Here is a 23,190-nt window from a genome sequence, read left to right on the forward strand (position 1 = left end):
TTCCCAATACTACGTATAAAACGTTCCTACGATCCGTATACTAGTAACACTCTACTGATTCCAGATGTTGCTAGCCTTTCCAATCTTACTCCCCTAAGGAGGAACCTGTGATGAAACTGCCTTTTTCCAAAGAGCCATCCCCAGACAAATCGAAAGAGCAAGTCCCAACTGCTGCCATAAAAGTCATGCATTCCGAATCCAACTGCATAGAGCTCTTATCTGAAGCCTTATTTAAATTCATACAATCGGTTCCCGCCCACCAACCGATCGTCATTGTTTGTGTGGGTACGGATCGTTCGACTGGAGATTCACTGGGCCCTCTCGTCGGCACTCATTTAAAGAAGCTTCAATCGGAAGGTATTCATCTTTACGGTACCCTGGATCATCCCGTTCATGCCATGAATCTCAGCGAAACATTAACGACGATCTACCAGCATTTTAATAATCCGTTTATTATTGCAATCGATGCTTGTCTGGGACAATTGACAAGTGTCGGCTGTATTCAGCTCGGCGATGGTCCTGTCAAACCGGGCGCGGGCGTTAATAAAGAGCTGCCTCCGGTAGGCAATATGCATGTAACAGGCATCGTGAACGTAGGCGGCTTCATGGAATACTTCGTCTTGCAGAACACGCGCTTGAGCCTCGTCATGGCGATGTCAGAAACGATTTCCAAAGCGATACACGCGGCACTTCTTATGAGACAGCGCTGGGTCCCTATTCCTTTAGTAAAGATCGATTGATCGCTTCTTTTTCTTCGGGTGATAGCGTATATTTCGATTGTCCATGCTCAATCGGTTTCGCATAAACATACGTTTGCTCCCGGTTATGTATTCCGCTTAATACGACTCCGTTCTTTTGTTCATCAACAAATGCAACTGAGAAGCTAAGATCGCTGCCGCTCTCTGCAAAAGCATTGTATCGATAAATACCGACATGCGATTTCATACGGTTAAGATGCTCGCGAATTCGCTGAACCGTTTGATCGGCAGCCTCACTGCTTCGTTTCAAATCACTGTATTTCTGCTGCAGATCAATAATAATCTCTTCCATGTTCATACTGCCGGTACCATTAAGCATGGCCATATATTTTGTTCTCAGTTTATTCAGTTTGACCCATAGCGTGATGACGATGATCATAAATACAACCATGATTGCTGCAGCTGCTACGAATACAACCTCTACCGGAATAATCATCTTCGTTCCCCCATATGTATGTTTACGACTGCATATGCGCAGCTATTTCTTTCACGGCATCGATCAATTGGTCGATCTCACCCTCTGTCGTAAAACAACCGACGCTTGCTCTCACAGCCCCTCGCTCCAATGTACCGGCTATTTGATGAGCCAGCGGAGTGCAGTGATAACCGGATCGAACCGCGATTCCGAAGGATTGATCGAGTATGAAAGCAATTTCCGATGAATCGGATTGCGCGACGGTGAACGATACAATTCCTGTCTTATTTTGTCCCAGTTCCGGACCTAAAATTTGAACCCCATCAATTCCCATGAGCCCACTCATTAAACGCTGTGTCAATTGCCACTCGTGCTGATGAATCTTCTCCACCGTTTCCTTCTGAATCCACTTGATACCTTCGACCAATCCGGCGATTCCCACTGTATTCTGCGTGCCAGCTTCATAACGATCGGGACGGACGGTAGGCTGCTCGATTGCTTCTGACTGACTCCCTGTACCCCCATGAAGGAGCGGATCCAAATCAATGTCCGGATGAATATATAAGCCGCCAGTTCCTTGTGGTCCCAGCAGTCCCTTATGGCCGGGAAATGCCAGCATATCAATTCCCATCCGATTTACGTCAATATCGATAGTACCCGCAGTTTGTGCGGCATCTACCAGCAATTTCACTTGATGCTTACGGCAAATTTCAGCCATATCGGCAATTGGCAGGATGCTGCCAAGCAAATTCGAACTATGACTGCATACTACGAGCTTCGTTCTCGACGTTATTAGCGATACAAGATCGTCCGGGTTTAAGTTTCCTTGAGCATCCGTTTTCACATAGCTAACTTGTACACCTTTAGCTGCTTTCAAATATTCCAACGGACGACGAACAGAATTATGCTCGACCGCCGTGCAAATCACATGATCGCCCTCACGAACAAACCCTTTTATCGCCATATTTAAAGCCATTGTCGTGTTCAATGCATAAGCGATATCGTTGGGATTTTTAATGTGGAACAGACGGGCCAACTGTTTTCTTCCTTCAAACAAAGTACGACTCGCCTTAACCGCTTTCTCGTGACTTCCTCTTCCCGGATTGGCCCCATACTCTTCCATGCACTCGACCATTGCCCGTACTACTTCCGGCGGTTTCGGCCATGACGATGCTGCATGATCCAAATAAATCGTCGACAAGTCCTCTCCTCCTCGATCTCCTGGTTTACCCTAATAACACAAATATAGCATACCTAGATGACCCTGACTTTATCAGGTTTGACCTGGTATGCTATATCATCGATTTGCTAAGACGTTTTCCCTTGTAACAGTTCGAGCAAACGATTCAGATCATCATTCGAGTAATATAACAATTCAATTTTACCTTTGTTATTGCTATGCCTGATTTTAACAGTGGTTCGATACATTTCTCTCAAATTTTCTTCAACTTGATCGATATAAGGATCTTTGCGTTTCGGTTTTTGTTTAGCCTTTTTCGTATCCGCTTTTTCTTCCAGTTTCTTCACTTCTTCTTCAAGCTCCCGAACGCTCCACTGTTCCTTGATCGCGGTATCGGCAAGCGCCTTAATTAGTTTCTTATCCTTTAAGGCCACAATAGCTTTCGCATGTCCCATGGATAATGTTCCACGTGAAACATATTGTTTAACCTCTTCGGGTAGCTGCAACAAACGCAAAAAATTCGCAATATGAGACCGGCTCTTACCGACTTTTACTGAAAGCAGTTCTTGTGTTAAAGAAAATTGATCAATAAGAGCTTGATAAGCAATTGCAATTTCCATTGCGTTTAAATCTTCTCGCTGAACGTTCTCAATTAACGCAATTTCCATAACCTGCTGATCCGTGAATTTTTTAATTACAGCAGGAATCGTAGGCAAGCCTGAAACCTGAGAAGCACGATAACGCCGCTCCCCTGCTATAATCTCATAACCTTTCAAGACGCTTCGAACAATGATAGGTTGAATAACACCATGCTCTTTGATCGATGAAGCTAATTCCTGTATCGTTTCATCGTTAAAATTCCGTCTTGGCTGATATGGATTCGGTCTCAGCTGTGAAAGTGGAATTTCTACTACTTTATCGTCATCATTGATGCTTAGTGCCGGCAAAAGCGCATCCAGCCCTTTCCCTAATCCAGCTTTCTTATTCAAATTGCAATCACTTCCTTCGCCAGCTCCATGTACACTTCGGCGCCCTTCGATCGCGGATCGTAAGTAATGATCGACTGCCCGTGGCTCGGAGCTTCGCTTAATCTTACATTTCTAGGAATGATCGTTTGATAAACTTTTTGTTGGAAATATTTTTTCACTTCTTCAATCACTTGCATACCTAAATTAGTTCGGGCATCAAACATCGTCAGCAATACGCCTTCAATTTGCAAGGTCGTGTTCAAATGTTTCTGCACCAACCGTACCGTATTCAACAACTGGCTTAAACCTTCTAGCGCATAGTATTCACATTGAATAGGAATGATGACCGAATCGGCAGCCGTAAGGGAGTTCACCGTTAATATTCCGAGGGATGGAGGACAATCAATAAGAATATAATCGAATTGCTGTTTAACCAATTGCAACGATCTCTTCAAACGTACTTCCCTGGAAATGGTAGGTACCAGTTCGATTTCTGCTCCCGCTAATTGAATCGTCGCGGGAATGATCTTCAAATTTTCTATCGCCGTGTCAACCATTGCATCTTTCGGATGTACATCATTAATAAGCACATCGTAGATGCAATATTGAACATCCGCTTTGTTGACACCGATCCCACTAGTCGTGTTGCCTTGCGGATCAATATCCACAAGTAATACTTTTTTACCGAGAGACGCAAGTGATGCACCCAAATTAACGGACGTCGTCGTTTTGCCAACCCCACCCTTTTGGTTCGTGATGGCGATAATTTTAGACAAACCAATTCACCTCAAATAAATACTAGGATAGCCAAACATGTCACAACCGATTACGGTGAAAAAAAGATCATTGAAGAGTTGTGGGTACACTCCCCAATGATTCTACTTCGAACTATTCTATTTTATCGTTTCGGTATACGAATTACAATCTCATAGTGATCGTCGCGGTCATTCTCTTCCGTATTAATCGGCAATCCCGAAGACGTGACCATTTCGACCGATTGTCGGATTGTATTAAGCGCCAGACGAACGTCCTTCGAATACGAAATGCGCTTCGCTTTATTTTTGATTTTATCCGCCTCTTTTAAGAAGGCAATTCTTGTTTCCGTTTGCTTAACATTCAATTCCTTGGCGATTATTTCTTCTAACACTTTGACTTGAAGCTCATCGCTATCGAGAGACAATAAAGCTCTTGCATGACGCTCCGTAATTTTACGCTCCATTAGCGCGACTTTCACTGGTTCGCATAAATGCAACAGCCTGATTTTGTTCGCAATCGTCGACTGACTTTTGCCAAGCCGCTGCGCTAAGCTCTCTTGTGTCAAGCTATGTAAGTCAATCAATTGTTGATAAGCGATAGCTTCCTCGATAGCGGTTAAGCCTTCCCGCTGCAGATTCTCGATCAAGGCGATAGATGCTGCTTGCGAATCGTTGAATTCGCGAATAATCGCCGGTATCGTTTCTAGACCGAGTTTCTTTACCGCACGCCAACGACGTTCCCCCGCGATCAATTCATACCGGTTGTTGCGGATCCTTAACACAATCGGCTGAATGACGCCATGAGTTCTGATCGTTTGACATAGCTCTTCTATACGCTCATCGTCAAAAACAGTCCGAGGTTGATATGGACTAGGATCGATGTCTTGGACAGGAACATTTTTCACTTCATCTGACGAAGCTTTTTCGCTAAAACCAAACAATTTCGAGATATGTTCCTTCATACCGATAACCACCCGATCTTTTTAACAAAAAATGAAAGGTCTCTGTCTAATAAATATTCTCCAGCCACTAGTCAAATTCCTGCTAATAAAAGAAAGAACTTTCTTGTATGATTCTACAAAAAAAATGAGAAGGCAATGGGTCGAAGCCATCCCTTATCATTGTTTCATCGTACAAAATGTTCCACGTGGAACACCTCATATAAGAGGAGACTTCAATGGCATTCCTGCTTTTCTCGGATAATTGCGTGGAGTAGGTCCCGTTTTCTCGATTAGTACCATGTGTCGGGACGACTCTTCCACCGGAAGCTCGAAATGATGCGTCTGAACCACCTGTCCGTGGAGTTCCCGAAGACTGCGTTTGGCTTCCTGCAATTCAGCCTGCACATCCTGCCCTTTCATAGCCGCGAACATACCGTTGGTCCGGGCAAAGGGCAAACAAAACTCATTTAATACAGCCAATTTGGCAACCGCTCTTGCTGTGACCAAATCGTAACGATCGCGATGCTCGGGAAGTCTGGAAATATCCTCGGCACGCCCATGAACGCAATGAACATCGGTCAATCCTAGTGAACCTGTAAGATGCTTCAGAAACTGAATGCGTTTATTCAATGAATCGACAATCGTCACCTTCAAATGAGGGAAAGCAATTTTTAAAGGAACGCTGGGGAAACCGGCCCCTGAGCCGATATCCGCCAGCGTAGCAATGTCGTTCATCGAAACAAAAAATGATAAAGAGAGAGAATCATAAAAATGTTTGATATAAACTTGTTCTCTCTCCGTAATGCCGGTCAAATTCATTCGCTCGTTCCAATCGATCAATTCCCGATAATACACCTCAAATTGATGCAGTTGATCATCGGACAGCGTAATGCCTTTAGCCATTAACAAATCAACAAAATGCAATTGAACTTGATCTTGTACGGTCATCGTTACCCTCTAGATGCAATGACTTTATTATAATGTTCCAAATGCACCAGCAAAATGGAAATATCGGCCGGTGTCACCCCGGATATACGGGATGCTTGACCGATTGATATCGGACGGATTTTAGCAAGCTTTTGCTTCGCTTCCGTTGCAATTCCATGAATATCTTCGTAGATGATATCGTCAGGAATACGCTTCTTCTCCATTTTACGAAGCCGTTCGACTTGTGCAAGCTGCTTCTCAATATAGCCGCTGTATTTGACCTGAATCTCTACCTGCTCCTTCATATCTTCCGTGAGCTCGACCGGAGACGGTGAAATCGAATGAATATGATCGTAAGTAATCTCAGGACGGCGAAGCAACGACAGCAAGTCGACCGAATTGTTTAATTCCGCGCTTCCCAGAGATTGCAACAATTGTTGAACCTCAGGGGTCGGCTTCGTTTTCGTCATTTTCAAACGTTCGATTTCTTCATTGACCCGCGCTACTTTGTCCAAATAACGTTGGTAGCGACCTTCCGGAATCAGCCCGATATCGTAACCGATTTGGGTTAACCGCAGGTCCGCATTATCATGGCGAAGCAGCAAGCGGTACTCCGCACGCGACGTTAACAGCCGATACGGCTCGCTCGTCCCCTTCGTCACGAGATCATCGATCAGAACGCCAATATAAGCTTCCGAGCGGTCCAAGATGACGGGTTCTTTGCCAAGCACCTTGCGCGCAGCATTAATTCCCGCCATAATCCCTTGTCCAGCCGCTTCTTCATAACCCGATGTTCCGTTAATTTGACCCGCTGTAAAGAGGTTTTCCACCACCTTGGTTTCCAAGGAAGGCATCAACTGCGTCGGTATTACGGCGTCATACTCGATCGCATAGCCGGTACGCATCATCTCCACCTTCTCAAGTCCCGGAATCGAGCGCAAAATGCTGAGCTGCACGTCCTCCGGCATACTTGTGGAGAGGCCTTGCACATAATATTCCTTCGTATTGCGCCCTTCCGGCTCCAAGAAAATCTGATGCTTCGGCTTATCGCTGAACCGAACGATTTTATCTTCGATCGACGGGCAATAACGCGGGCCCGTTCCCTCGATTGCCCCCGAGAACATAGGAGCCCGGTGCAAATTATCATTTATAATTTGATGCGTTTGTTCCGACGTGTAAGTAAGCCAGCATGGCAGCTGGTTCGGAACTTCCTCCGTCGTATCGTAGGAGAAAAACTTCGGTTTCTCATCCCCGGGTTGAATCGTCGTCTTCGAGAAGTCGATCGTATCTTCATGCACCCGCGGCGGTGTTCCGGTTTTGAAACGAACAAGCTCCAGGCCGTGCTTTCGCAAATCCTCCGACAGCTTCACAGCCGGCTGCTGATTGTTCGGACCGGATTCGTACATCAGTTCGCCCATAATGATCTTGCCGCGCAAATAAGTACCGGTCGTCAGCACAACCGCTTTGCCGTAATACGCCGCTCCCGTTTTCGTAACAACGCCTTTACATACGCCATCCTCAACAATCAGTGTTTCGACCATGCCTTGACGAAGCGTCAAATGATCGGTTTTCTCGATCGTTTCCTTCATCGTATGCTGGTACAGAAACTTATCGGCCTGTGCGCGCAGCGCGTGAACCGCAGGTCCCTTGCCTGTATTCAACATCCGCAGTTGAATATACGTCTTGTCGATGTTGCGCCCCATCTCTCCGCCCAGCGCATCGATTTCACGTACGACATGTCCTTTCGCCGGTCCTCCGATCGACGGATTGCACGGCATAAACGCAACCATATCCAAATTAATCGTCAAAAGCAAAGTTTCGCAGCCCATTCGTGCGGCGGCTAGCGCCGCTTCGCATCCGGCATGACCGGCACCGATAACAATAACATCATACTGACCTGCTGTGTAACTCATGCTGACTACCCCCTAACATTACTTATATTATTTCCCTAAGCAAAACTGTGAAAAAATTTGGTCGATCAGTGATTCGCTAACCGAATCCCCGATAATTTCACCTAGATGTTCCCATGCATTGCGGATGTCGATTTGGATCATATCGATCGGCACGAACGACTCGGCCGCTCCATAGGCTTCGGTTAAAGCCGCCTTGGCCAGCTTTAATAAATGAATATGCCGTGCGTTGCTGACGTACGTCAAATCGCTCGATTCGATCTGCCCGCTGAAAAACAAACCTCCGATCGCCTTCTCCAAATCGCTCACACCCTGATGCTCTAGCAGCGACATCCTGACTACACGCTCTTCCCCGAAAGCGTCGATGAGCACCTGCTCATCCAGACGCTGATCCAGGTCCAATTTATTAATAATGGCGATCACCTGCCGACCGGACAATTCCTCGATCATCGCCCGCTCTTCCGGCACCAGCTCTTCCGCACCGTTAAACACCAACAGGATCAAATCCGCATCGCCCAGCGCCTGGCGTGATTTCTCTACCCCGATCTTCTCGACAATATCGCTTGTCTCCCGGATGCCTGCGGTGTCAAGCAGCTTCAACGGAATGCCGTTCACGTGCACATATTCTTCCACCACATCGCGCGTCGTACCGGCGATATCGGTTACGATGGCGCGTTCTTCTTGTGCCAGCGTATTTAAAAGCGATGACTTCCCGACATTAGGACGCCCAATAATGGCGGTCGTCAGCCCTTCGCGCAATATTTTTCCCTGCTGCGCCGAAGCGAGAAGCCGCTCAATATCGTCTAACGCTTCCGTACATTTCGTTTTGATGAAAGCGTTGGTCAGCTCTTCCACATCGTGTTCAGGATAATCGATATTCACTTCGATATGCGCCATCAACTCGACGAGACGGTGGCGGAGCTCCTTGATCCGTTTGGACAAGCTCCCCTCCGACTGCTTCAATGCGATCTTGAACGCCCGATCCGACTTCGCTCTAATGAGATCGATAACCGCTTCCGCCTGAGACAAGTCGATGCGCCCGTTCAGGAACGCCCGTTTCGTAAACTCGCCCGGCTCGGCCAATCTAGCGCCGTTCTCCAGCAGCAAATCGAGCACCTTGCGCACCGAGACGAAGCCGCCGTGGCAGCTGATCTCCACAACATCTTCCTTGGTAAAGGAACGCGGTGCCCGCATCACGGTAACGAGCACTTCTTCTATACGGGCCCCGCTCTCCGGTTCCCGAATGTGCCCGTAATGCACCGTATGCGTCGCAACGTCCGCCAGCTTTGACTTTCCGCTATAAACACGGTCGCTGATAGCAACGGCTTCGTCTCCGCTCACCCGGATAACCGCAATGCCTCCCTCACCCGAGGGCGTAGCGATCGCCGCTATGGTGTCCTGCATCATGTAAACCACACCTCATTCTTCAAACTTGCATATAACCTGATGCCAAGTATAAGTATGAACATTCATACTTCTTATCAGCTAAAGAAAAAGCAATGAGGTCATTCGAACATGACGTCATTGCAGCATAATTCAACGTAATACGATAACGACGCGACGATTCGGTTCGTCGCCGCGGCTAAATGTCCGCACTTTCGGATGTTGTTGCAGTTGGGCGTGGATGACCTTGCGCTCCTGAGGAGGCATCGGCTCCAACACCACTTCCTTCTTCGTTCGAATGACCCGTTCGGCCAAACGATTAGCCAGCTCCCGCAGCGTCTTCTTCCTGCGTTCGCGGAACTGTTCGGCGTCCAGAACGACGCGCAGATGATGATCGGAATAACGATTGGCGACGATATTTACCAAATACTGAAGCGCATCCAGCGTTTGTCCCCGTCGACCGATCAGCATGCCAAGCTCTGCGCCGTGCATATGCAGCTCGAACCCATCCTTATCCTCTTTTTGCTCGATGCGTACATCAAGCTGCATCGTGCGAAGCACATCCTGCAAGAACAAGACAGCCTCTTCCATGGCATCGGGCAGCAGCTCCAGCTCTACCTTGGCATCACGCGCGCCAATCAGTCCGAACAACCCTTTGGCGGGCTGCTCCAGAACGTGAACCTTAACCCGATTTTCGGTTGTGCGGAGCTGCTCCAATCCGCTTGTAACAGCGATATCGATCGTTTTACCCGTTACCACGATTTTTTTCATCTCATCCGGCCACCCTTATTTTTTAGATCCGCCTGAACTCGGTTTCAACTCTGCAGAGTTTGCGCCTTTGCTGGGTTTTCCATAAATAAAATAAGTTTGTACAACGGTGAACAGGTTGCTGTATACCCAATACAGCGGAAGCGCCGATGCGAAATTCATCGCCATGACGAAGATCAACACCGGGAAGATAAACATCAAGCTCTGCATCTGCGGAGTCATTTGGGAGGACATCATCTTTTGCTGCAGGTAAGTCGTCAACGCAGCAAGAATCGGCAAAATGTAATATGGGTCCTTCTGTCCAAGCTGCATCCACAGGAACGAATGCGAGCCGATTTCAGGATTCCGCATAATCGCGTTGTACAGAGCGATCAGAATCGGCATTTGCACCAGAATCGGGAAGCAGCCCGCAAGCGGGTTGACGCCTTCCTTCTGGAACAGCTTCATCGTCTCTTCCTGAACTTTCTTCGGGTCGTCCTTATATTTAGCCTGAAGCTTCTTCAGCTCCGGTTGAACTTCCTGCATCCGTTTGGAGCTCTTATACTGCTTGAGCGTCAACGGCAATATGATCAATCGAATAATGATCGTCACGACGAGAATCGATAGACCGTATGATCCTCCCATCAGATCAGCGAACCAATCGAGCGTATCCGACAGCGGACCTACGAAATACTTGTCCCAAAATTTAGTGCGATCGAGCTGTGCATTCGCCGGGCTACACCCCGCCAGCAGCAGCAATGCCGTTAGAGGCATATATTTCAAAAGTCGACGCGTCAAAAGAACATCCTCCCAGCTTCATCTTTTCCAATAATAAACTATATCATATCTTCGGACACAAAGAAACTAATCCGCTTGTTTCGGTTCCCCATTGCGGCGAAGCAGAGAGGCTCTCTTCAGCACGTGAAATACACTCTTTTCGATCTCGCGATACGACATCTCCACAACCGGCTTGCGCGCGATCAGGATCAGATCGTACCCTCCGGGAATTTTGGGCGCGTTCAGGCGGATAATTTCCTTCAATACGCGCCGGATCCGATTCCGGACGACCGCATTGCCCAGCTTCTTGCTCACGGATACGCCGAGACGGAACGACGATTGCTGAGGCTGCGCTTTATAATATAGAACGAATTGATGATTCGCCGACGATTTCCCGTGTTTGTACACTTTATCGAAATATTCTCTTTTGGTCAGACGATTTTTCTTTTCCATCGAACATCTCTCCATTTAACGGTTACGGCCGCCTAAGCTTGTCATCATCGTTCCCTAGCCGGGTCTTCTCCATCATAAACAACAAAAAAGACCACCGGACAGTGGTCTTTCGTCTTATGCGCTTAACACTTTTCTTCCTTTTTGGCGGCGAGCTGCGAGAACTTTGCGTCCATTCTTCGTGCTCATTCTTTTACGGAAGCCATGAACTTTCTTGCGCTTTCTGACGTTCGGCTTAAATGTCGGTCTCATTCGGTCGTGCACCTCCTCAGACAAGGATTATTACCAATCCTCGAAAAATACCTTTCAACATTAAACCACTTTACGCTTCAAAAGTCAACTTAGGGTCGGAAAAAAAGTTATACACAGCTTCAGTAAAAAATTGCCGCGACCCCCCTGTGAATAAAAAAAATCGGATTTTCTCCGAATTTGTCGAATTGCAAACAGGTTATAAACAATATCTTGTGCTGTTGATAACTATTGTACACAAGGTATAGGGTATGTGGATAAATCGCAACATTCCATTGCGGAGCAGGGTCTTTTTTGTTATTATGAATATGTTTTCTCTTGTGGATACTCTTTATCGACAATAAAGTTATTAACAGCCTGTGGATATCTTTGTGAACAATTTACACGGATTATGTATAATTATAATGTCATAAATCTGTATATTGTGGACAATTCCGACAGCTTTCAATTTTTTTCTACAGCTTCGCCTGTTTCGCAGCAACGGTATTATTCTGAAGGAGTGAATAATTTGTGGAAAGCCATCCTAACGAACAATGGCAGCAAGTCCTTTCCATTTTGCAAAAAAGGGTGAGCAAACCCAGCTACGAAACGTGGCTGATCTCCACAAGGGCCGTCGTCTTTACCGATTCGACCGTCGTCATCTGTACCCCCAACAATTTTGCGCGTGACTGGTTGGAAAACCGGTACACGAAACATATTAAAGAAGCGGTTTACGATTACTCCGGCAAACAAATCGAGCTAAAATTCATTATTGAATCCGATGACGAGCCTGAAGAGTCAGGCGCCCCTTCCACACCTGTCACTCCCGCAGCGAAAGCCAAACCCATCGCCGAAGAGCCGTTTGCTCATATGATGAACCCGAAATATACGTTTGATACGTTCGTCATCGGCGCCGGCAACCGGTTCGCACATGCCGCTTCCCTCGCAGTGGCCGAAGCGCCGGCAAAAGCTTACAATCCGTTGTTCTTGTATGGCGGCGTGGGACTAGGAAAAACGCACTTGATGCACGCCATCGGCCATTACGTACTGGAGCATAATCCGAGCGCACGCGTCATGTACATCTCGTCCGAGAAGTTTACCAACGAGTTCATTAACGCGATCCGCGATAACCGCGGCGAGAGCTTCCGCAACAAGTACCGGAGCATTGACGTGCTCCTTATCGATGATATTCAGTTCCTGGCGGGAAAAGAACAGACGCAGGAAGAATTTTTCCACACGTTTAACGCGCTGCACGAGGAGCGGAAGCAGATCATCATCTCCAGCGATAGGCCGCCTAAAGAAATTCCGACGCTGGAAGAGCGGCTCAGATCCCGGTTCGAATGGGGCTTGATTACGGACATTCAGCCGCCGGATCTGGAGACCCGGATCGCCATTCTTCGTAAGAAGGCTAGAGCGGAGAATCTCGATATTCCGAACGAAGCGATGGTCTACATCGCCAACCAGATCGACACGAATATCCGTGAGCTGGAAGGCGCGTTGATCCGCGTCGTTGCCTATTCTTCGCTGATTAACGAGGACATTACGTCCCATCTGGCCGCTGAGGCGCTGAAGGATATTATCCCCAGCAGCCGGCCTCGAGTCATTACCATACAAGATATCCAGCAGAAGGTCGGCGAGTTTTACGGCTTGAAAATCGAGGATTTCAAAGCGAGGAAACGAACGAAGAGCGTCGCTTTTCCACGGCAAATCGCCATGTATTTAGCCCGCGAAATGACGGATTTCTCTCTGCCTAAGATCGGCGAGGCGTTCGGTGGACGCGACCATACGACCGTCATACACGCCCATGAGAAAATTTCCGAGGCGATCAAAGCCGACCAGGAATTATATAAAATTATTCAGAACCTTACCGAAAAAGTGAAAAACGTGACGTTGTAGACCTTTGATCGTTCCTATTTGTCGATAACTCACACCTGAATAACTTGAAGCCTATGCACAAACTATTCACATGTGGATAGGCTTTCTTTTTGCGTTGTTCACCCACATATCCACATATTCAGGCCCCCTACTACTACAACTAAATAAAAAAAACATGTAAAATAGATAAATACGCCCATTCAGACCATTCTAGAACCTGTAGGAGTGAAACTATGAAATTGACGGTACTGAAAGAATTTTTGAACGAATCCATCCAACATGTAAATAAAGCAATTTCGAATAAGACGACCATTCCCATTCTTACGGGGATCAAAATAGATGTGGATTCATCCGGCATGACGTTAACCGCGAGCGACACCGATATATCGATTCAAAGCTTTATTCCGATGGAAAAGAACGACTTGCAAGTCATCGATCTGAAACAATCGGGAAGCGTCGTGCTGCCTTCCAAATTTTTTGTCGAAATCATTCGAAAGCTGCCGGCGCAGCATGTGGAAATTGAAGTGAAGGAGCAATTTCAGACCATCATTCGTTCCGGTTCGTCTGAAATTCAACTGATGGGCTTGGATCCGGAAGAATATCCGATTATGCCGGGCATCGAAGAAAGCAAACGAATCCAGATTCCGAGCGACGTGCTGAAGACCATGATCAAGCAGACGTCGTTTGCCGTTTCGACAAGCGAGGCGACGCCGATTCTGACGGGAATCCTCTGGACGATCGCCAATGGTAAGCTGAAATTTATCGCTTGTGACCGGCATCGGCTGGCCAGCCGGGAGACGAGTATCGATACCGAGGAAGGATTTGTGTTAAACAACGTAGCCATCTCCGGAAAAACCTTAAACGAGCTGTCCAAAATTTTACCGGACCAAAATGTTCTTATTGACGTGGTGTTCGCGGATAATCAAGTATTGTTCAAAATGAGCTCGATCCTGTTCTATACCCGCATCCTGGACGGGACATATCCGGATACGTCGAAGCTCATTCCGCAATCGTACCAAACACAGCTCGTGGTGCAGACGGATGATCTTGTCGATGCAATCGACCGCGCCTACCTGCTTTCTCGTGAAGATAAGAGCAACATTGTGAAGCTCGTGATGCGCGACGACCAGACGATCGAAATTTCTTCCAGTTCCTCCGAGCTCGGTAAAGTGACGGAAGACTTGACGACGATCCGTTTGACCGGCGAGCTGCTGCGGATTTCCTTTAACTCCAAATACATGCTCGATGCGCTTAAAGTGATGGACAGCGAACAAATTCATATCGGCTTTACGGGAGCCATGCAGCCGATCATCATCCGGCCGGACGAGAACGCATCGCTGCTGCAGCTCATTTTGCCGTATCGGACAACCGGCTAAAACGAAGGGACGACGGATCCATGAAACCAATTTCAATCCACACCGACTATATAACACTCGGACAATTTCTGAAGCTCTCGGATTGCATATCCACAGGTGGACAAGCCAAAAGCTTTCTGCAGGAAACCCCCATTACGATCAACGACGAGCCGGACAACCGCCGCGGGCGCAAGCTCGTCGCAGGCGATATCGTCAAAGTCCAGGGCTGCGGCGAATTTCAAGTCGTGAAGGGGTCCTAGGGAGGAGCCATTTTGCAATTAAAAACGTTGTCTGTCCAGCACTACCGCAACTACGAGCATATCGAATTCGCTACGGATCACATGGTGAACATCATTGTCGGCCCGAATGCGCAGGGCAAAACAAATTTGCTGGAATCGATCTTCGTTCTCGCTTTAACCAAATCCCACCGGACCAACCAAGACAAGGAATTGATCCGGTGGAACGAGAAAGCTGCCCTGCTGCATGCCGAGGTCGAGAAAAAGTACGGTACGTTCCAGCTTGATCTGACCATATCCCAGCAGGGCAAGCGTGCGAAGGTGAACGGGCTCGAGCAGCGCAAGCTGAGCAATTTCATCGGCTCCTTGAACGTGGTCATGTTCGCCCCCGAAGATCTTGAAATTGTAAAAGGTTCGCCGGGCGTGCGCCGCCGCTTTCTCGACATGGAAATCGGCCAAGTGCATCCGGCCTATTTGTACGACTTGTCCCAATACAACAAAATTTTAGTGCAGCGGAACAATTATCTGAAACAAATGTTCGGTTTTTCGGGTAAATTACCGTTATTGGACGTCTGGAACGAACAATTGGCGCAATTTGGTACTAAAATTATTAAAAAACGTCAAAGCTTTATAAAAAAGCTGCAAATCTGGGCCGAGAAGATTCATGCCGGCATCACGAACGGACAAGAACGGCTAAAAATCGCTTACGACAGCTCGCTGTCTTTAGCCGAAGACCAAGAAGAAGCTGTTTTATTTGACCATTTTATGATAAAGTTATCACAGACCAAAGATCAGGAATTGCGTCGCGGCGTCACCTTGGTCGGCCCGCATCGCGACGATTTGCGCTTTTATATCAACGATAAGGAAGTGCAAACGTTCGGTTCGCAAGGACAACAGCGAACGACGGCATTATCTTTGAAGCTGGCGGAGATAGAGCTCATTTGCGAAGAAGTGGGTGAATATCCGTTGTTGCTGCTGGATGATGTCCTGTCGGAGCTCGACCGGTACCGGCAGACGCAGTTGATCGAGACGTTTCAGCGCAAGGTGCAAACGTTTATTACAACGACCGGAATTGAAAGTATAGATTTGTCAAAACTGGAAAGTGCTTCCGTGATTCATGTTCGGGACGGGAGCTTCATATAGATCGATTTGCCGATAAGGAGTGGGATTCCTATGTTCATCCATCTGGGCGGAGAAAAGATTATCCGCGCATCGGAATTAATCGCCATTTTTGACTTATCCATTGAGAAATCATCCAAAGTATCGAAACAATTCGTGACCTACGCCAGCAAGGAGAAGCGCGTCGAAGTGATCGGCGAGGAAGAGAGCAAATCGCTCGTTGTGACGCAATCGAAGGTATATTATTCGCCGATTTCGTCGATGACGTTGAAGAAGCGGGCGCACCAATTGTTGACGACGTAGGTTCGCAGTTCAAGAAAAACGCAGTTTCAAGATTTTTTATCATGGAAAAGTGGGTGTCTGCATGTCTGTAAATCCGGGTACAGCCTATGATGAGAGTCAGATTCAGGTGCTTGAAGGTCTTGAAGCGGTACGCAAAAGACCAGGGATGTATATCGGGTCAACAAGCGCTCGAGGTCTTCACCATCTGGTATGGGAAGTCGTCGATAATAGTATAGACGAAGCGTTGGCCGGCTATTGCACGAAAATCGAAGTTATCGTACATCAAGACAACAGCGTCACCGTCATCGATAACGGGCGCGGCATTCCGGTCGGCGAACATCCGAAGATGAAGCGGTCGACCTTGGAGGTCGTGCTTACCGTGCTTCATGCGGGCGGAAAGTTCGGCGGCGAAGGCTATAAGGTGTCGGGCGGTTTGCACGGCGTCGGCGTATCGGTCGTTAACGCTTTATCCAAGAAGCTCGTCGTGCAAGTTAAACGCGAAGGCATAATTTACGAGCAGGAATATCACCGCGGCGTTCCGCAGCAAGATCTGCAAGTGATCGGGGAAACGAGCGAGAGCGGGACACAGGTTACGTTCTGGCCGGACGAAGAAATATTCACCGAAACAAGAGAGTTCGATTTCGATACGCTGCAATCGCGTATTCGCGAACTCGCATTTTTGAACCGCGGCATTGAGATTATTCTTCGCGATGAGCGTACGGACGTCTCCCATACTTTCAAGTACGAAGGCGGGATTATTTCTTTCGTCGAATATTTGAACCGTACACGGGAAGCGCTCCATCAGCCTCCGATTTTTGTCGAGGGTGACAAAGACAATATCCATGTGGAAGTCGCTTTGCAGTATAACGACAGCTACTCGGAAAATATATATTCGTTTGCCAACAACATTAATACACATGAAGGCGGTACGCATGAATCCGGCTTCAAGAGCGCCTTAACCCGTATTCTCAACGACTATGCGCGCAAGAATAACGCCATTAAAGAAAGTGATGCGAATTTGTCAGGCGATGATGTGCGTGAAGGACTGACGGCTATTATTTCGGTCAAAATTCCGGAGCCGCAGTTCGAAGGCCAGACAAAGACAAAACTCGGCAACAGTGAAGTTCGGGGGATCGTGGAATCCCTTTTCGCTGAGAAATTCCAAGAGTTTATGGATGAGAACCCGGCCATCGCGAAGAAAATCGTGGAGAAAGGCCTGCAAGCCCAACGCGCTCGCGAAGCGGCTCGTAAAGCCCGTGAACTTACGCGGCGGAAGAGTGCGCTCGAAGTCAGCTCGCTGCCGGGCAAGCTTGCCGATTGTTCGTCCAAGGACGCCTCCATCAGCGAAGTGTATATCGTCGAAGGGGACTCTGCCGGCGGATCCGCCAAGCAGGGCCGCGACCGTCATTTCCAAGCGATTTTGCCGCTTCGCGGTAAAATTTTGAACGTAGAGAAGTCTCGTCTCGATAAAATTTTGTCCAATGCCGAAATTCGCGCGATCATAACAGCGCTCGGCACGGGTATCGGTGACGATTTTGACATTGCCAAAGCGCGTTACCATAAGATCATCATCATGACGGACGCCGACGTCGACGGCGCGCACATTCGTACGCTGCTGCTGACCTTCTTCTACCGCTACATGAGGAAAATTATCGAGGCCGGTTACGTTTATATCGCTCAACCGCCGCTGTACAAGCTGGAGCGCAATAAGACCATTCGTTATGCCTATAACGATCGTCAACGGGAAATGATTATGGCGGAATTCGGCGAGGGAGCCAAAGTCAACGTTCAGCGTTATAAAGGTCTCGGGGAGATGAATCCGGGCCAGCTGTGGGAAACGACGATGGACCCGGAAAGCCGCACATTGCTGCAGGTTAGCATCCAGGATGCTATCGAAGCGGACGTCGTGTTCGATACGCTGATGGGCGACAACGTCGAGCCTCGCCGTGATTTTATACAGCAGCATGCGAAGTATGTCAAAAATCTGGACATCTAATTCGTATAAGTGGTGGCTATGCTTAGGAGATATGGCCTGCTGTGGCTGATTTCAATCTTGTCCGTTCTATTCTTGGCGCCCGGGTTCGTTCACTCGGGCGGTCCCTCAGTTTATTACACCGATAAGGTGGCTGTTTTAGCCTATCATCATATCGATGACGATCAACGCGGCGATGTGACCATTACGTCCAAACGGTTCCGCGAGCAGCTTCGCGATTTGAGGAATCGAGGATATCATTTCATAACGCTAAGAGAGTTTCGCTCCTTCATGAAGGGGGGCTCCATACCACCGAATTCGGTCTTGGTTACCTTTGACGACGGTTATGAGAGCTTTTATACGAAAGCCTTTCCCATTCTTAAAGAAATGCGCGTTCCGGCCGTTAATTTTGTCATTACGGAAGATTTGGATCATCCGGACCGGACGTTAATTCCAACGCTCTCTCGCGAGCAAATACGGCGAATGATCAGCGAAATGAAAGAGATCGAAGTTGAATGCCACTCGGACAGCCTCCACGGCCGTACGCCGGACGGCGGGCCTTTGTTGACGACGAAGCTGCCGCTCGCCGAGGGCGGCTTTGAGTCGGACGAACAGTTCGAGCGCAGAATTGTCAGCGATACGCGGCGCAGCCTGGACAAGCTGAGCACGTTGAATGACGGCCCGATCGATGCCTATGCCTACCCGTTCGGGGCCTATAACCTTCGTTCGATCGAGCTATTGCGACAAGCCGGCATTCAATATGCATTTACGACGCAAAGCGGCATGGCCGAACGGGGGAACGACCCGTTCCAAATTCCGAGAATCAATGCAGGAAGTCCTTACGTTCGGATGAACTCATTAAATAATATGATTATACACAAGCTTTATCGGGTCTCGCCCTGACACCAAATCATTATCACCAAGCGGTTGCCCCGTAAAATTTGTAGGAGGTACACATGTCGGAAGAACCTCGTTCGCAGATTAAAGAAATCGATATCGGCTCTGAGATGCGCACGTCCTTTATGGATTATGCGATGAGCATTATCGTCAGCCGGGCGTTACCTGACGTTCGGGACGGACTAAAGCCGGTTCATCGTCGTATTTTGTATGCGATGTCGGAGCTTGGAATGTCGCCTGACAAGCCGTATAAAAAATCGGCGCGGATTGTCGGCGAAGTCATCGGTAAATATCACCCGCACGGCGATTCGGCCGTATATGAGACGATGGTCCGGATGGCTCAGGACTTCTCCCTCCGTTATATGCTCGTCGACGGTCACGGGAACTTTGGTTCCATTGACGGCGACGCAGCGGCGGCTATGCGTTACACCGAAGCCCGTTTGTCCAAAATCGCGATGGAGCTTCTGCGCGATATCAATAAAGAGACGATTGATTTTGTTCCCAACTACGACGGCGAAGAGAGTGAACCGGCCGTATTGCCGGCCCGTTTCCCGAACCTGCTCGTCAACGGGCTGTCCGGAATTGCCGTCGGCATGGCCACTAATATTCCGCCGCACAATTTGACTGAAGTCATTAACGGCGTACAGCAGCTGATCGAGAATCCGGATATCAGTCCGCTTGATTTGATGCAGTCCATCAAAGGACCGGACTTCCCTACCGGCGGTTTCATCCTGGGCCGAGAAGGAATACGTCAAGCGTATGCGACAGGTCGCGGATCCGTGACGATGCGTGCGAAAGCGACGATTGAAGAATCGGGCAATAAAGCGCGCATTATCGTGTACGAACTGCCGTATCAAGTGAACAAAGCGCGCTTGATCGAGAAAATCGCAGAGCTCGTCCGCGAGAAGAAAATCGATGGCATCACCGACCTTCGCGACGAATCTGACCGCAATGGTATGCGTATTGTGATCGAGCTGCGTCGCGACGTCAATCCGAATGTCGTGTTGAACAACCTGTACAAACAAACCGCGATGCAGTCCAACTTCGGGATTATTATGCTGGCCCTGGTTAACGGCGAACCGAAAGTGCTTAATCTGCGGGACATGTTGTTCCACTATCTCGAGCACCAGAAAGTGGTTATTCGCCGCAGGACGGAATACGATTTGCGCAAAGCGGAAGCTCGCGCGCATATTCTGGAAGGACTGCGAATCGCGCTTGACCATCTGGACGAAGTCATTGCTTTGATTCGTGCTTCCCGTACGACCGATCAAGCGCGCGAAGGCTTGATGAACCGATTCGGATTGAGCCACGATCAAGCGCAAGCGATTTTGGATATGCGTTTACAGCGCTTGACTGGTTTGGAGCGCGAGAAAATCGAAGAAGAATACGCCGAGCTCCTGAAGAAAATTGCCGAGTATAAAGCAATTTTGGCCGATGAGAAGCTTGTGCTCGAAATCATCAGCAACGAGTTGAACGAAATCAAAGATAAATATGGCGATGACCGCCGCTCGGAAATTACGATCGGCGAAGAAAGCATCGAGGATGAGGATTTGATTCCGCAAACCGATGTCGTCATTACCATTACCCATACGGGTTATATTAAGCGACTCCCGGTTTCCACCTATCGCAGTCAGCGTCGAGGAGGTAAGGGAGTCATCGGGATGGATACGAAAGACAATGATTTTGTGGAGCATTTGTTCGTAACCAACTCTCACCACTACCTCATGTTCTTTACGGACAAAGGCAAGGTGTACCGGTTGAAGGCGTACGAAATTCCGGATCTTAGCCGTACGGCCCGCGGAACACCGATTATTAACCTGATTCAAATCGAACAGGGCGAGACGGTCAATGCCGTAATTCCGGTTGAAAGCTTTGACTCGGACAAATACCTGTTCTTCGCTACGAAGAACGGTCTTGTGAAGAAGACCCCGCTCGACGATTACGGCAATATTCGTAAAGTCGGCTTAATAGCAATAACGCTTCGCGAGGATGACGATTTGATCGGCGTTCGTCTGACGGATGGCAATCAATCGATCATCTTGGGTACGAAGCAAGGCATGTCCATTCACTTTCCGGAACAAGAAGTGCGTGCAATGGGACGATCTGCAACCGGGGTGAAAGGCATCCAGCTCGACGAAGACGACGTTGTGATCGATATGGACGTCGTTCAAGAAGACAACAGCGTTTTGATCGTAACTTCAAAAGGTTACGGCAAGAGGACGCCGGTTTCCGAGTACCGACTGCAATCTCGCGGCGGTAAAGGGATTAAGACGCTCAATGTAACGCCGAAGAACGGCCCTATCGTCGGTTTGAAGGTCGTTCAGGATGAGGAGGACCTCATGATCATTACCGCGCTGGGAACCGTTATACGTACCAGCATGGCGGGCATATCATTAATGGGTCGCAATACACAAGGGGTTAGATTGATTAATATTCGCGATGAAGACGAAGTATCGACCGTCGCTCGGGTAGATAAGAGCGATGAAGTCTCTGAAGACGAGGATCAAGACGACGCCTTTAGCGAAGAAACGCCAAATGGGCCGGCTTCAGGTTCGGAAGGTACGGCCGAGGAATAAACGCTGCCACTATATTTTTACTCTTGCAAAGAATGGGGGCTTACATCCCCATTCTTTTTCGCTTATAATTACAGACATGGGTCTAAAGTATGATTTTTCCATACAAGGGTTAACCCAATGAAGCCAACTTGAAATTAAGGTGAGGGGATCCAATATGGCGACAGTTCCCGTGTCTCAGCTTAAAACCGGTGAGAAAATCAGCGAGAATGTGCTGACCAAGTTTAATAATGTTTTGTTTGCCAAGGGCAAAGTCGTGACGGAACGCGATATTGAAATATTAAAAGCGTTCTTAATTCCTTCCGTACAAATCGAACCTAAACATGCGGAAATCGAAAGCATGGGCGAAGATCCGTTCGCGGAAGAATCGAATAACAGCATTTTGCCGTTCTATGAGAACTACGATAAGATGCTGCAGCTGCTTCGCCGTGTTTTTAAAGTGGCCAACGCTGGCGGGCAAAATCTGCCGATTCTGGAGATCCGGACGACGTTGGAGGGTCTTATTAAACATATCGATTCCTACAACATTTTGACCTTTAGTCCCAAATCGTTTCAATTGCGTGATTTCATTTTTCACAACAGCATTATGGTCAGCTTGACGTCTTACTCTTTAGCCAAGTGGGCCGGAATGCAGGCCAAAGATCTGATGCCCGTCGCTTTGGGCGGATTGCTGCATGATATCGGAACGGCCAAGGTCGATGACGGAATTTTGTTTAAGCCAATGAAATTGAACAATGATGAATCCGAAGAAATAAAAAAACATACGATCATCGGATACAATCTTCTCAAGACCGTTCCTGCGATTAACGAAGGGGTGAAGCTTTGCGCTTTACAGCATCACGAGCGCGAGGACGGTTCCGGCTATCCGCTTGCCATACGCGGTGACAAGATTCACAGTTACTCGAAGCTTGTTGCCGTTACGGATATGTTCCATGCCATGACGACCGACCGGTTTCACAAAAAAGGCATATCCCCTTACCTGGTTCTGGAACAGCTGCAGAATGAAGCTTTTGGCAAGTTGGATCCCGCCATGGTTCAGACGTTCATTACCAAGGTAACCTCGTTCCATAACGGAACGCTCGTGAAGCTGAGCGATAACCGTATCGGTGAAATTGTCTTTTCTGACCGGTCTCATCCGACAAGACCTTGGGTGAATGTGAACGGCAAAATTGTTAATTTGACAATCGAGCGCAGCTTGTACATTGAAGACGTTATTCAGAAGTAAGTAAAGTATAGCTTTCCTAAAGGACATGAAAAAAAGTCCGGTTAAGATGCTTGACTTAAGGAAATGGTTCATGATATATTAGTCTTCGCTGCTTCGGCGGCGAGGACTTTTTAGTTGAAACGCACTGTTGTTTCTCAGGTTTCGAAAAAAAAAGTACTTGCAATCGAATAGGCAAATGTGATATATTGAAGAAGTCGCCGCTAAACAAGGCCGACGA

Annotated in this window: 22 protein-coding genes; 10 read left to right on the plus strand and 12 right to left on the minus strand. The window is 48.1% G+C overall.

Annotation, left to right across the window (positions count from 1 at the left end):
* Positions 1-110 precede the first annotated feature (110 nt).
* The gene (gene yyaC, locus FKP33_RS21240; protein WP_127605342.1) at positions 111-740 is read left to right on the plus strand and encodes a spore protease YyaC; all 630 of its coding nucleotides are present in this window, start codon (positions 111-113) and stop codon (positions 738-740) included.
* On the opposite strand, the gene FKP33_RS21245 is transcribed toward yyaC, so the two are convergent.
* From FKP33_RS21245 to rpmH, 12 genes are all read right to left on the minus strand, one after another.
* A complete protein-coding gene (locus tag FKP33_RS21245; RefSeq protein ID WP_141336313.1) occupies positions 715-1,194 on the minus strand; it encodes a DUF4446 family protein in 480 nt (159 codons plus the stop codon). The genes yyaC and FKP33_RS21245 overlap by 26 nt on opposite strands.
* Before the next feature lie 22 nt (positions 1,195-1,216).
* Positions 1,217-2,374 carry an aminotransferase class V-fold PLP-dependent enzyme gene (locus FKP33_RS21250; protein WP_141336314.1) on the minus strand — a complete coding sequence of 386 codons (1,158 nt, stop codon included), beginning with the start codon at positions 2,372-2,374 and terminating at the stop codon, positions 1,217-1,219.
* A 107-nt stretch (positions 2,375-2,481) separates the two neighbouring features.
* Positions 2,482-3,342, minus strand: coding sequence for a ParB/RepB/Spo0J family partition protein (locus FKP33_RS21255; protein WP_141336315.1), 861 nt, complete (start codon positions 3,340-3,342; stop codon positions 2,482-2,484).
* Positions 3,339-4,097: a ParA family protein gene (locus FKP33_RS21260; protein WP_127605348.1), complete on the minus strand. Its 759-nt coding sequence runs from the start codon at positions 4,095-4,097 to the stop codon at positions 3,339-3,341. The genes FKP33_RS21255 and FKP33_RS21260 overlap by 4 nt, the downstream gene beginning before the upstream one ends.
* Before the next feature lie 122 nt (positions 4,098-4,219).
* Positions 4,220-5,038: a nucleoid occlusion protein gene (noc, locus tag FKP33_RS21265; RefSeq protein ID WP_127605350.1), complete on the minus strand. Its 819-nt coding sequence runs from the start codon at positions 5,036-5,038 to the stop codon at positions 4,220-4,222.
* A gap of 195 nt (positions 5,039-5,233) precedes the next feature.
* Positions 5,234-5,965, minus strand: a complete 732-nt coding sequence (gene rsmG, locus FKP33_RS21270; protein ID WP_054796104.1) for a 16S rRNA (guanine(527)-N(7))-methyltransferase RsmG — start codon at positions 5,963-5,965, stop codon at positions 5,234-5,236.
* A 2-nt stretch (positions 5,966-5,967) separates the two neighbouring features.
* Entirely contained in the window at positions 5,968-7,857 is a 1,890-nt protein-coding gene (gene mnmG / locus FKP33_RS21275) for a tRNA uridine-5-carboxymethylaminomethyl(34) synthesis enzyme MnmG (RefSeq protein ID WP_054796103.1), read from the minus strand.
* 27 nt (positions 7,858-7,884) lie between these two features.
* Complete coding sequence (gene mnmE / locus FKP33_RS21280) at positions 7,885-9,261, minus strand: tRNA uridine-5-carboxymethylaminomethyl(34) synthesis GTPase MnmE (protein ID WP_127605355.1); 1,377 nt, start codon at positions 9,259-9,261, stop codon at positions 7,885-7,887.
* 129 nt (positions 9,262-9,390) lie between these two features.
* Positions 9,391-10,008 (minus strand): RNA-binding cell elongation regulator Jag/EloR, encoded by a 618-nt coding sequence (jag, locus tag FKP33_RS21285; protein ID WP_127605357.1) that lies wholly within the window; start codon positions 10,006-10,008, stop codon positions 9,391-9,393.
* A 15-nt stretch (positions 10,009-10,023) separates the two neighbouring features.
* Positions 10,024-10,782 carry a membrane protein insertase YidC gene (gene yidC / locus FKP33_RS21290; protein ID WP_127605359.1) on the minus strand — a complete coding sequence of 253 codons (759 nt, stop codon included), beginning with the start codon at positions 10,780-10,782 and terminating at the stop codon, positions 10,024-10,026.
* A 66-nt stretch (positions 10,783-10,848) separates the two neighbouring features.
* Positions 10,849-11,214, minus strand: a complete 366-nt coding sequence (gene rnpA, locus FKP33_RS21295; RefSeq protein ID WP_141336316.1) for a ribonuclease P protein component — start codon at positions 11,212-11,214, stop codon at positions 10,849-10,851.
* Between the two features lie 114 nt (positions 11,215-11,328).
* Positions 11,329-11,463, minus strand: coding sequence for a 50S ribosomal protein L34 (rpmH, locus tag FKP33_RS21300; protein ID WP_054975180.1), 135 nt, complete (start codon positions 11,461-11,463; stop codon positions 11,329-11,331).
* Between the two features lie 507 nt (positions 11,464-11,970).
* Between rpmH and dnaA the strand changes: the two genes are divergently transcribed.
* From dnaA to FKP33_RS21345, 9 genes are all read left to right on the plus strand, one after another.
* Entirely contained in the window at positions 11,971-13,335 is a 1,365-nt protein-coding gene (gene dnaA, locus FKP33_RS21305) for a chromosomal replication initiator protein DnaA (RefSeq protein ID WP_127605361.1), read from the plus strand.
* 212 nt (positions 13,336-13,547) lie between these two features.
* The gene (dnaN, locus tag FKP33_RS21310) at positions 13,548-14,690 is read left to right on the plus strand and encodes a DNA polymerase III subunit beta (RefSeq protein WP_127605363.1); all 1,143 of its coding nucleotides are present in this window, start codon (positions 13,548-13,550) and stop codon (positions 14,688-14,690) included.
* A 20-nt stretch (positions 14,691-14,710) separates the two neighbouring features.
* On the plus strand, positions 14,711-14,929 hold the full coding sequence (yaaA, locus tag FKP33_RS21315; RefSeq protein ID WP_054796099.1) for a S4 domain-containing protein YaaA: 219 nt from the start codon (positions 14,711-14,713) through the stop codon (positions 14,927-14,929).
* Between the two features lie 12 nt (positions 14,930-14,941).
* The gene (gene recF, locus FKP33_RS21320) at positions 14,942-16,048 is read left to right on the plus strand and encodes a DNA replication/repair protein RecF (protein WP_141336317.1); all 1,107 of its coding nucleotides are present in this window, start codon (positions 14,942-14,944) and stop codon (positions 16,046-16,048) included.
* A gap of 30 nt (positions 16,049-16,078) precedes the next feature.
* Complete coding sequence (remB, locus tag FKP33_RS21325) at positions 16,079-16,327, plus strand: extracellular matrix regulator RemB (RefSeq protein WP_054796098.1); 249 nt, start codon at positions 16,079-16,081, stop codon at positions 16,325-16,327.
* Between the two features lie 61 nt (positions 16,328-16,388).
* A complete protein-coding gene (gene gyrB / locus FKP33_RS21330) occupies positions 16,389-18,302 on the plus strand; it encodes a DNA topoisomerase (ATP-hydrolyzing) subunit B (protein ID WP_127605367.1) in 1,914 nt (637 codons plus the stop codon).
* Between the two features lie 18 nt (positions 18,303-18,320).
* Positions 18,321-19,181: a polysaccharide deacetylase family protein gene (locus FKP33_RS21335; RefSeq protein WP_155615375.1), complete on the plus strand. Its 861-nt coding sequence runs from the start codon at positions 18,321-18,323 to the stop codon at positions 19,179-19,181.
* A gap of 53 nt (positions 19,182-19,234) precedes the next feature.
* A complete protein-coding gene (gyrA, locus tag FKP33_RS21340; protein WP_141336318.1) occupies positions 19,235-21,751 on the plus strand; it encodes a DNA gyrase subunit A in 2,517 nt (838 codons plus the stop codon).
* Between the two features lie 154 nt (positions 21,752-21,905).
* A complete protein-coding gene (locus FKP33_RS21345; RefSeq protein ID WP_141336319.1) occupies positions 21,906-22,973 on the plus strand; it encodes an HD-GYP domain-containing protein in 1,068 nt (355 codons plus the stop codon).
* The last annotated feature ends 217 nt before the right edge of the window (positions 22,974-23,190 follow it).

Source organism: Paenibacillus sp. tmac-D7 (genome assembly GCF_006519665.1).
GTDB classification, from domain to species: domain Bacteria; phylum Bacillota; class Bacilli; order Paenibacillales; family NBRC-103111; genus Paenibacillus_G; species Paenibacillus_G validus.

What these genes read in the sequence shown, in the direction of transcription:
- dnaN (WP_127605363.1), top strand. Translation starts at nt 13,548, where the DNA reads ATGAAATTGACGGTACTGAAAGAATTTTTGAACGAATCCATCCAACAT.
- gyrA (WP_141336318.1), top strand. Translation starts at nt 19,235, where the DNA reads ATGTCGGAAGAACCTCGTTCGCAGATTAAAGAAATCGATATCGGCTCT.
- yaaA (WP_054796099.1), top strand. Translation starts at nt 14,711, where the DNA reads ATGAAACCAATTTCAATCCACACCGACTATATAACACTCGGACAATTT.
- mnmG (WP_054796103.1), bottom strand. Translation starts at nt 7,857, where the DNA reads ATGAGTTACACAGCAGGTCAGTATGATGTTATTGTTATCGGTGCCGGT.
- yyaC (WP_127605342.1), top strand. Translation starts at nt 111, where the DNA reads ATGAAACTGCCTTTTTCCAAAGAGCCATCCCCAGACAAATCGAAAGAG.
- gyrB (WP_127605367.1), top strand. Translation starts at nt 16,389, where the DNA reads ATGTCTGTAAATCCGGGTACAGCCTATGATGAGAGTCAGATTCAGGTG.
- noc (WP_127605350.1), bottom strand. Translation starts at nt 5,038, where the DNA reads ATGAAGGAACATATCTCGAAATTGTTTGGTTTTAGCGAAAAAGCTTCG.
- rnpA (WP_141336316.1), bottom strand. Translation starts at nt 11,214, where the DNA reads ATGGAAAAGAAAAATCGTCTGACCAAAAGAGAATATTTCGATAAAGTG.
- FKP33_RS21335 (WP_155615375.1), top strand. Translation starts at nt 18,321, where the DNA reads ATGCTTAGGAGATATGGCCTGCTGTGGCTGATTTCAATCTTGTCCGTT.
- FKP33_RS21345 (WP_141336319.1), top strand. Translation starts at nt 21,906, where the DNA reads ATGGCGACAGTTCCCGTGTCTCAGCTTAAAACCGGTGAGAAAATCAGC.
- mnmE (WP_127605355.1), bottom strand. Translation starts at nt 9,261, where the DNA reads ATGATGCAGGACACCATAGCGGCGATCGCTACGCCCTCGGGTGAGGGA.
- FKP33_RS21245 (WP_141336313.1), bottom strand. Translation starts at nt 1,194, where the DNA reads ATGATTATTCCGGTAGAGGTTGTATTCGTAGCAGCTGCAGCAATCATG.
- remB (WP_054796098.1), top strand. Translation starts at nt 16,079, where the DNA reads ATGTTCATCCATCTGGGCGGAGAAAAGATTATCCGCGCATCGGAATTA.
- rpmH (WP_054975180.1), bottom strand. Translation starts at nt 11,463, where the DNA reads ATGAGACCGACATTTAAGCCGAACGTCAGAAAGCGCAAGAAAGTTCAT.
- jag (WP_127605357.1), bottom strand. Translation starts at nt 10,008, where the DNA reads ATGAAAAAAATCGTGGTAACGGGTAAAACGATCGATATCGCTGTTACA.
- rsmG (WP_054796104.1), bottom strand. Translation starts at nt 5,965, where the DNA reads ATGACCGTACAAGATCAAGTTCAATTGCATTTTGTTGATTTGTTAATG.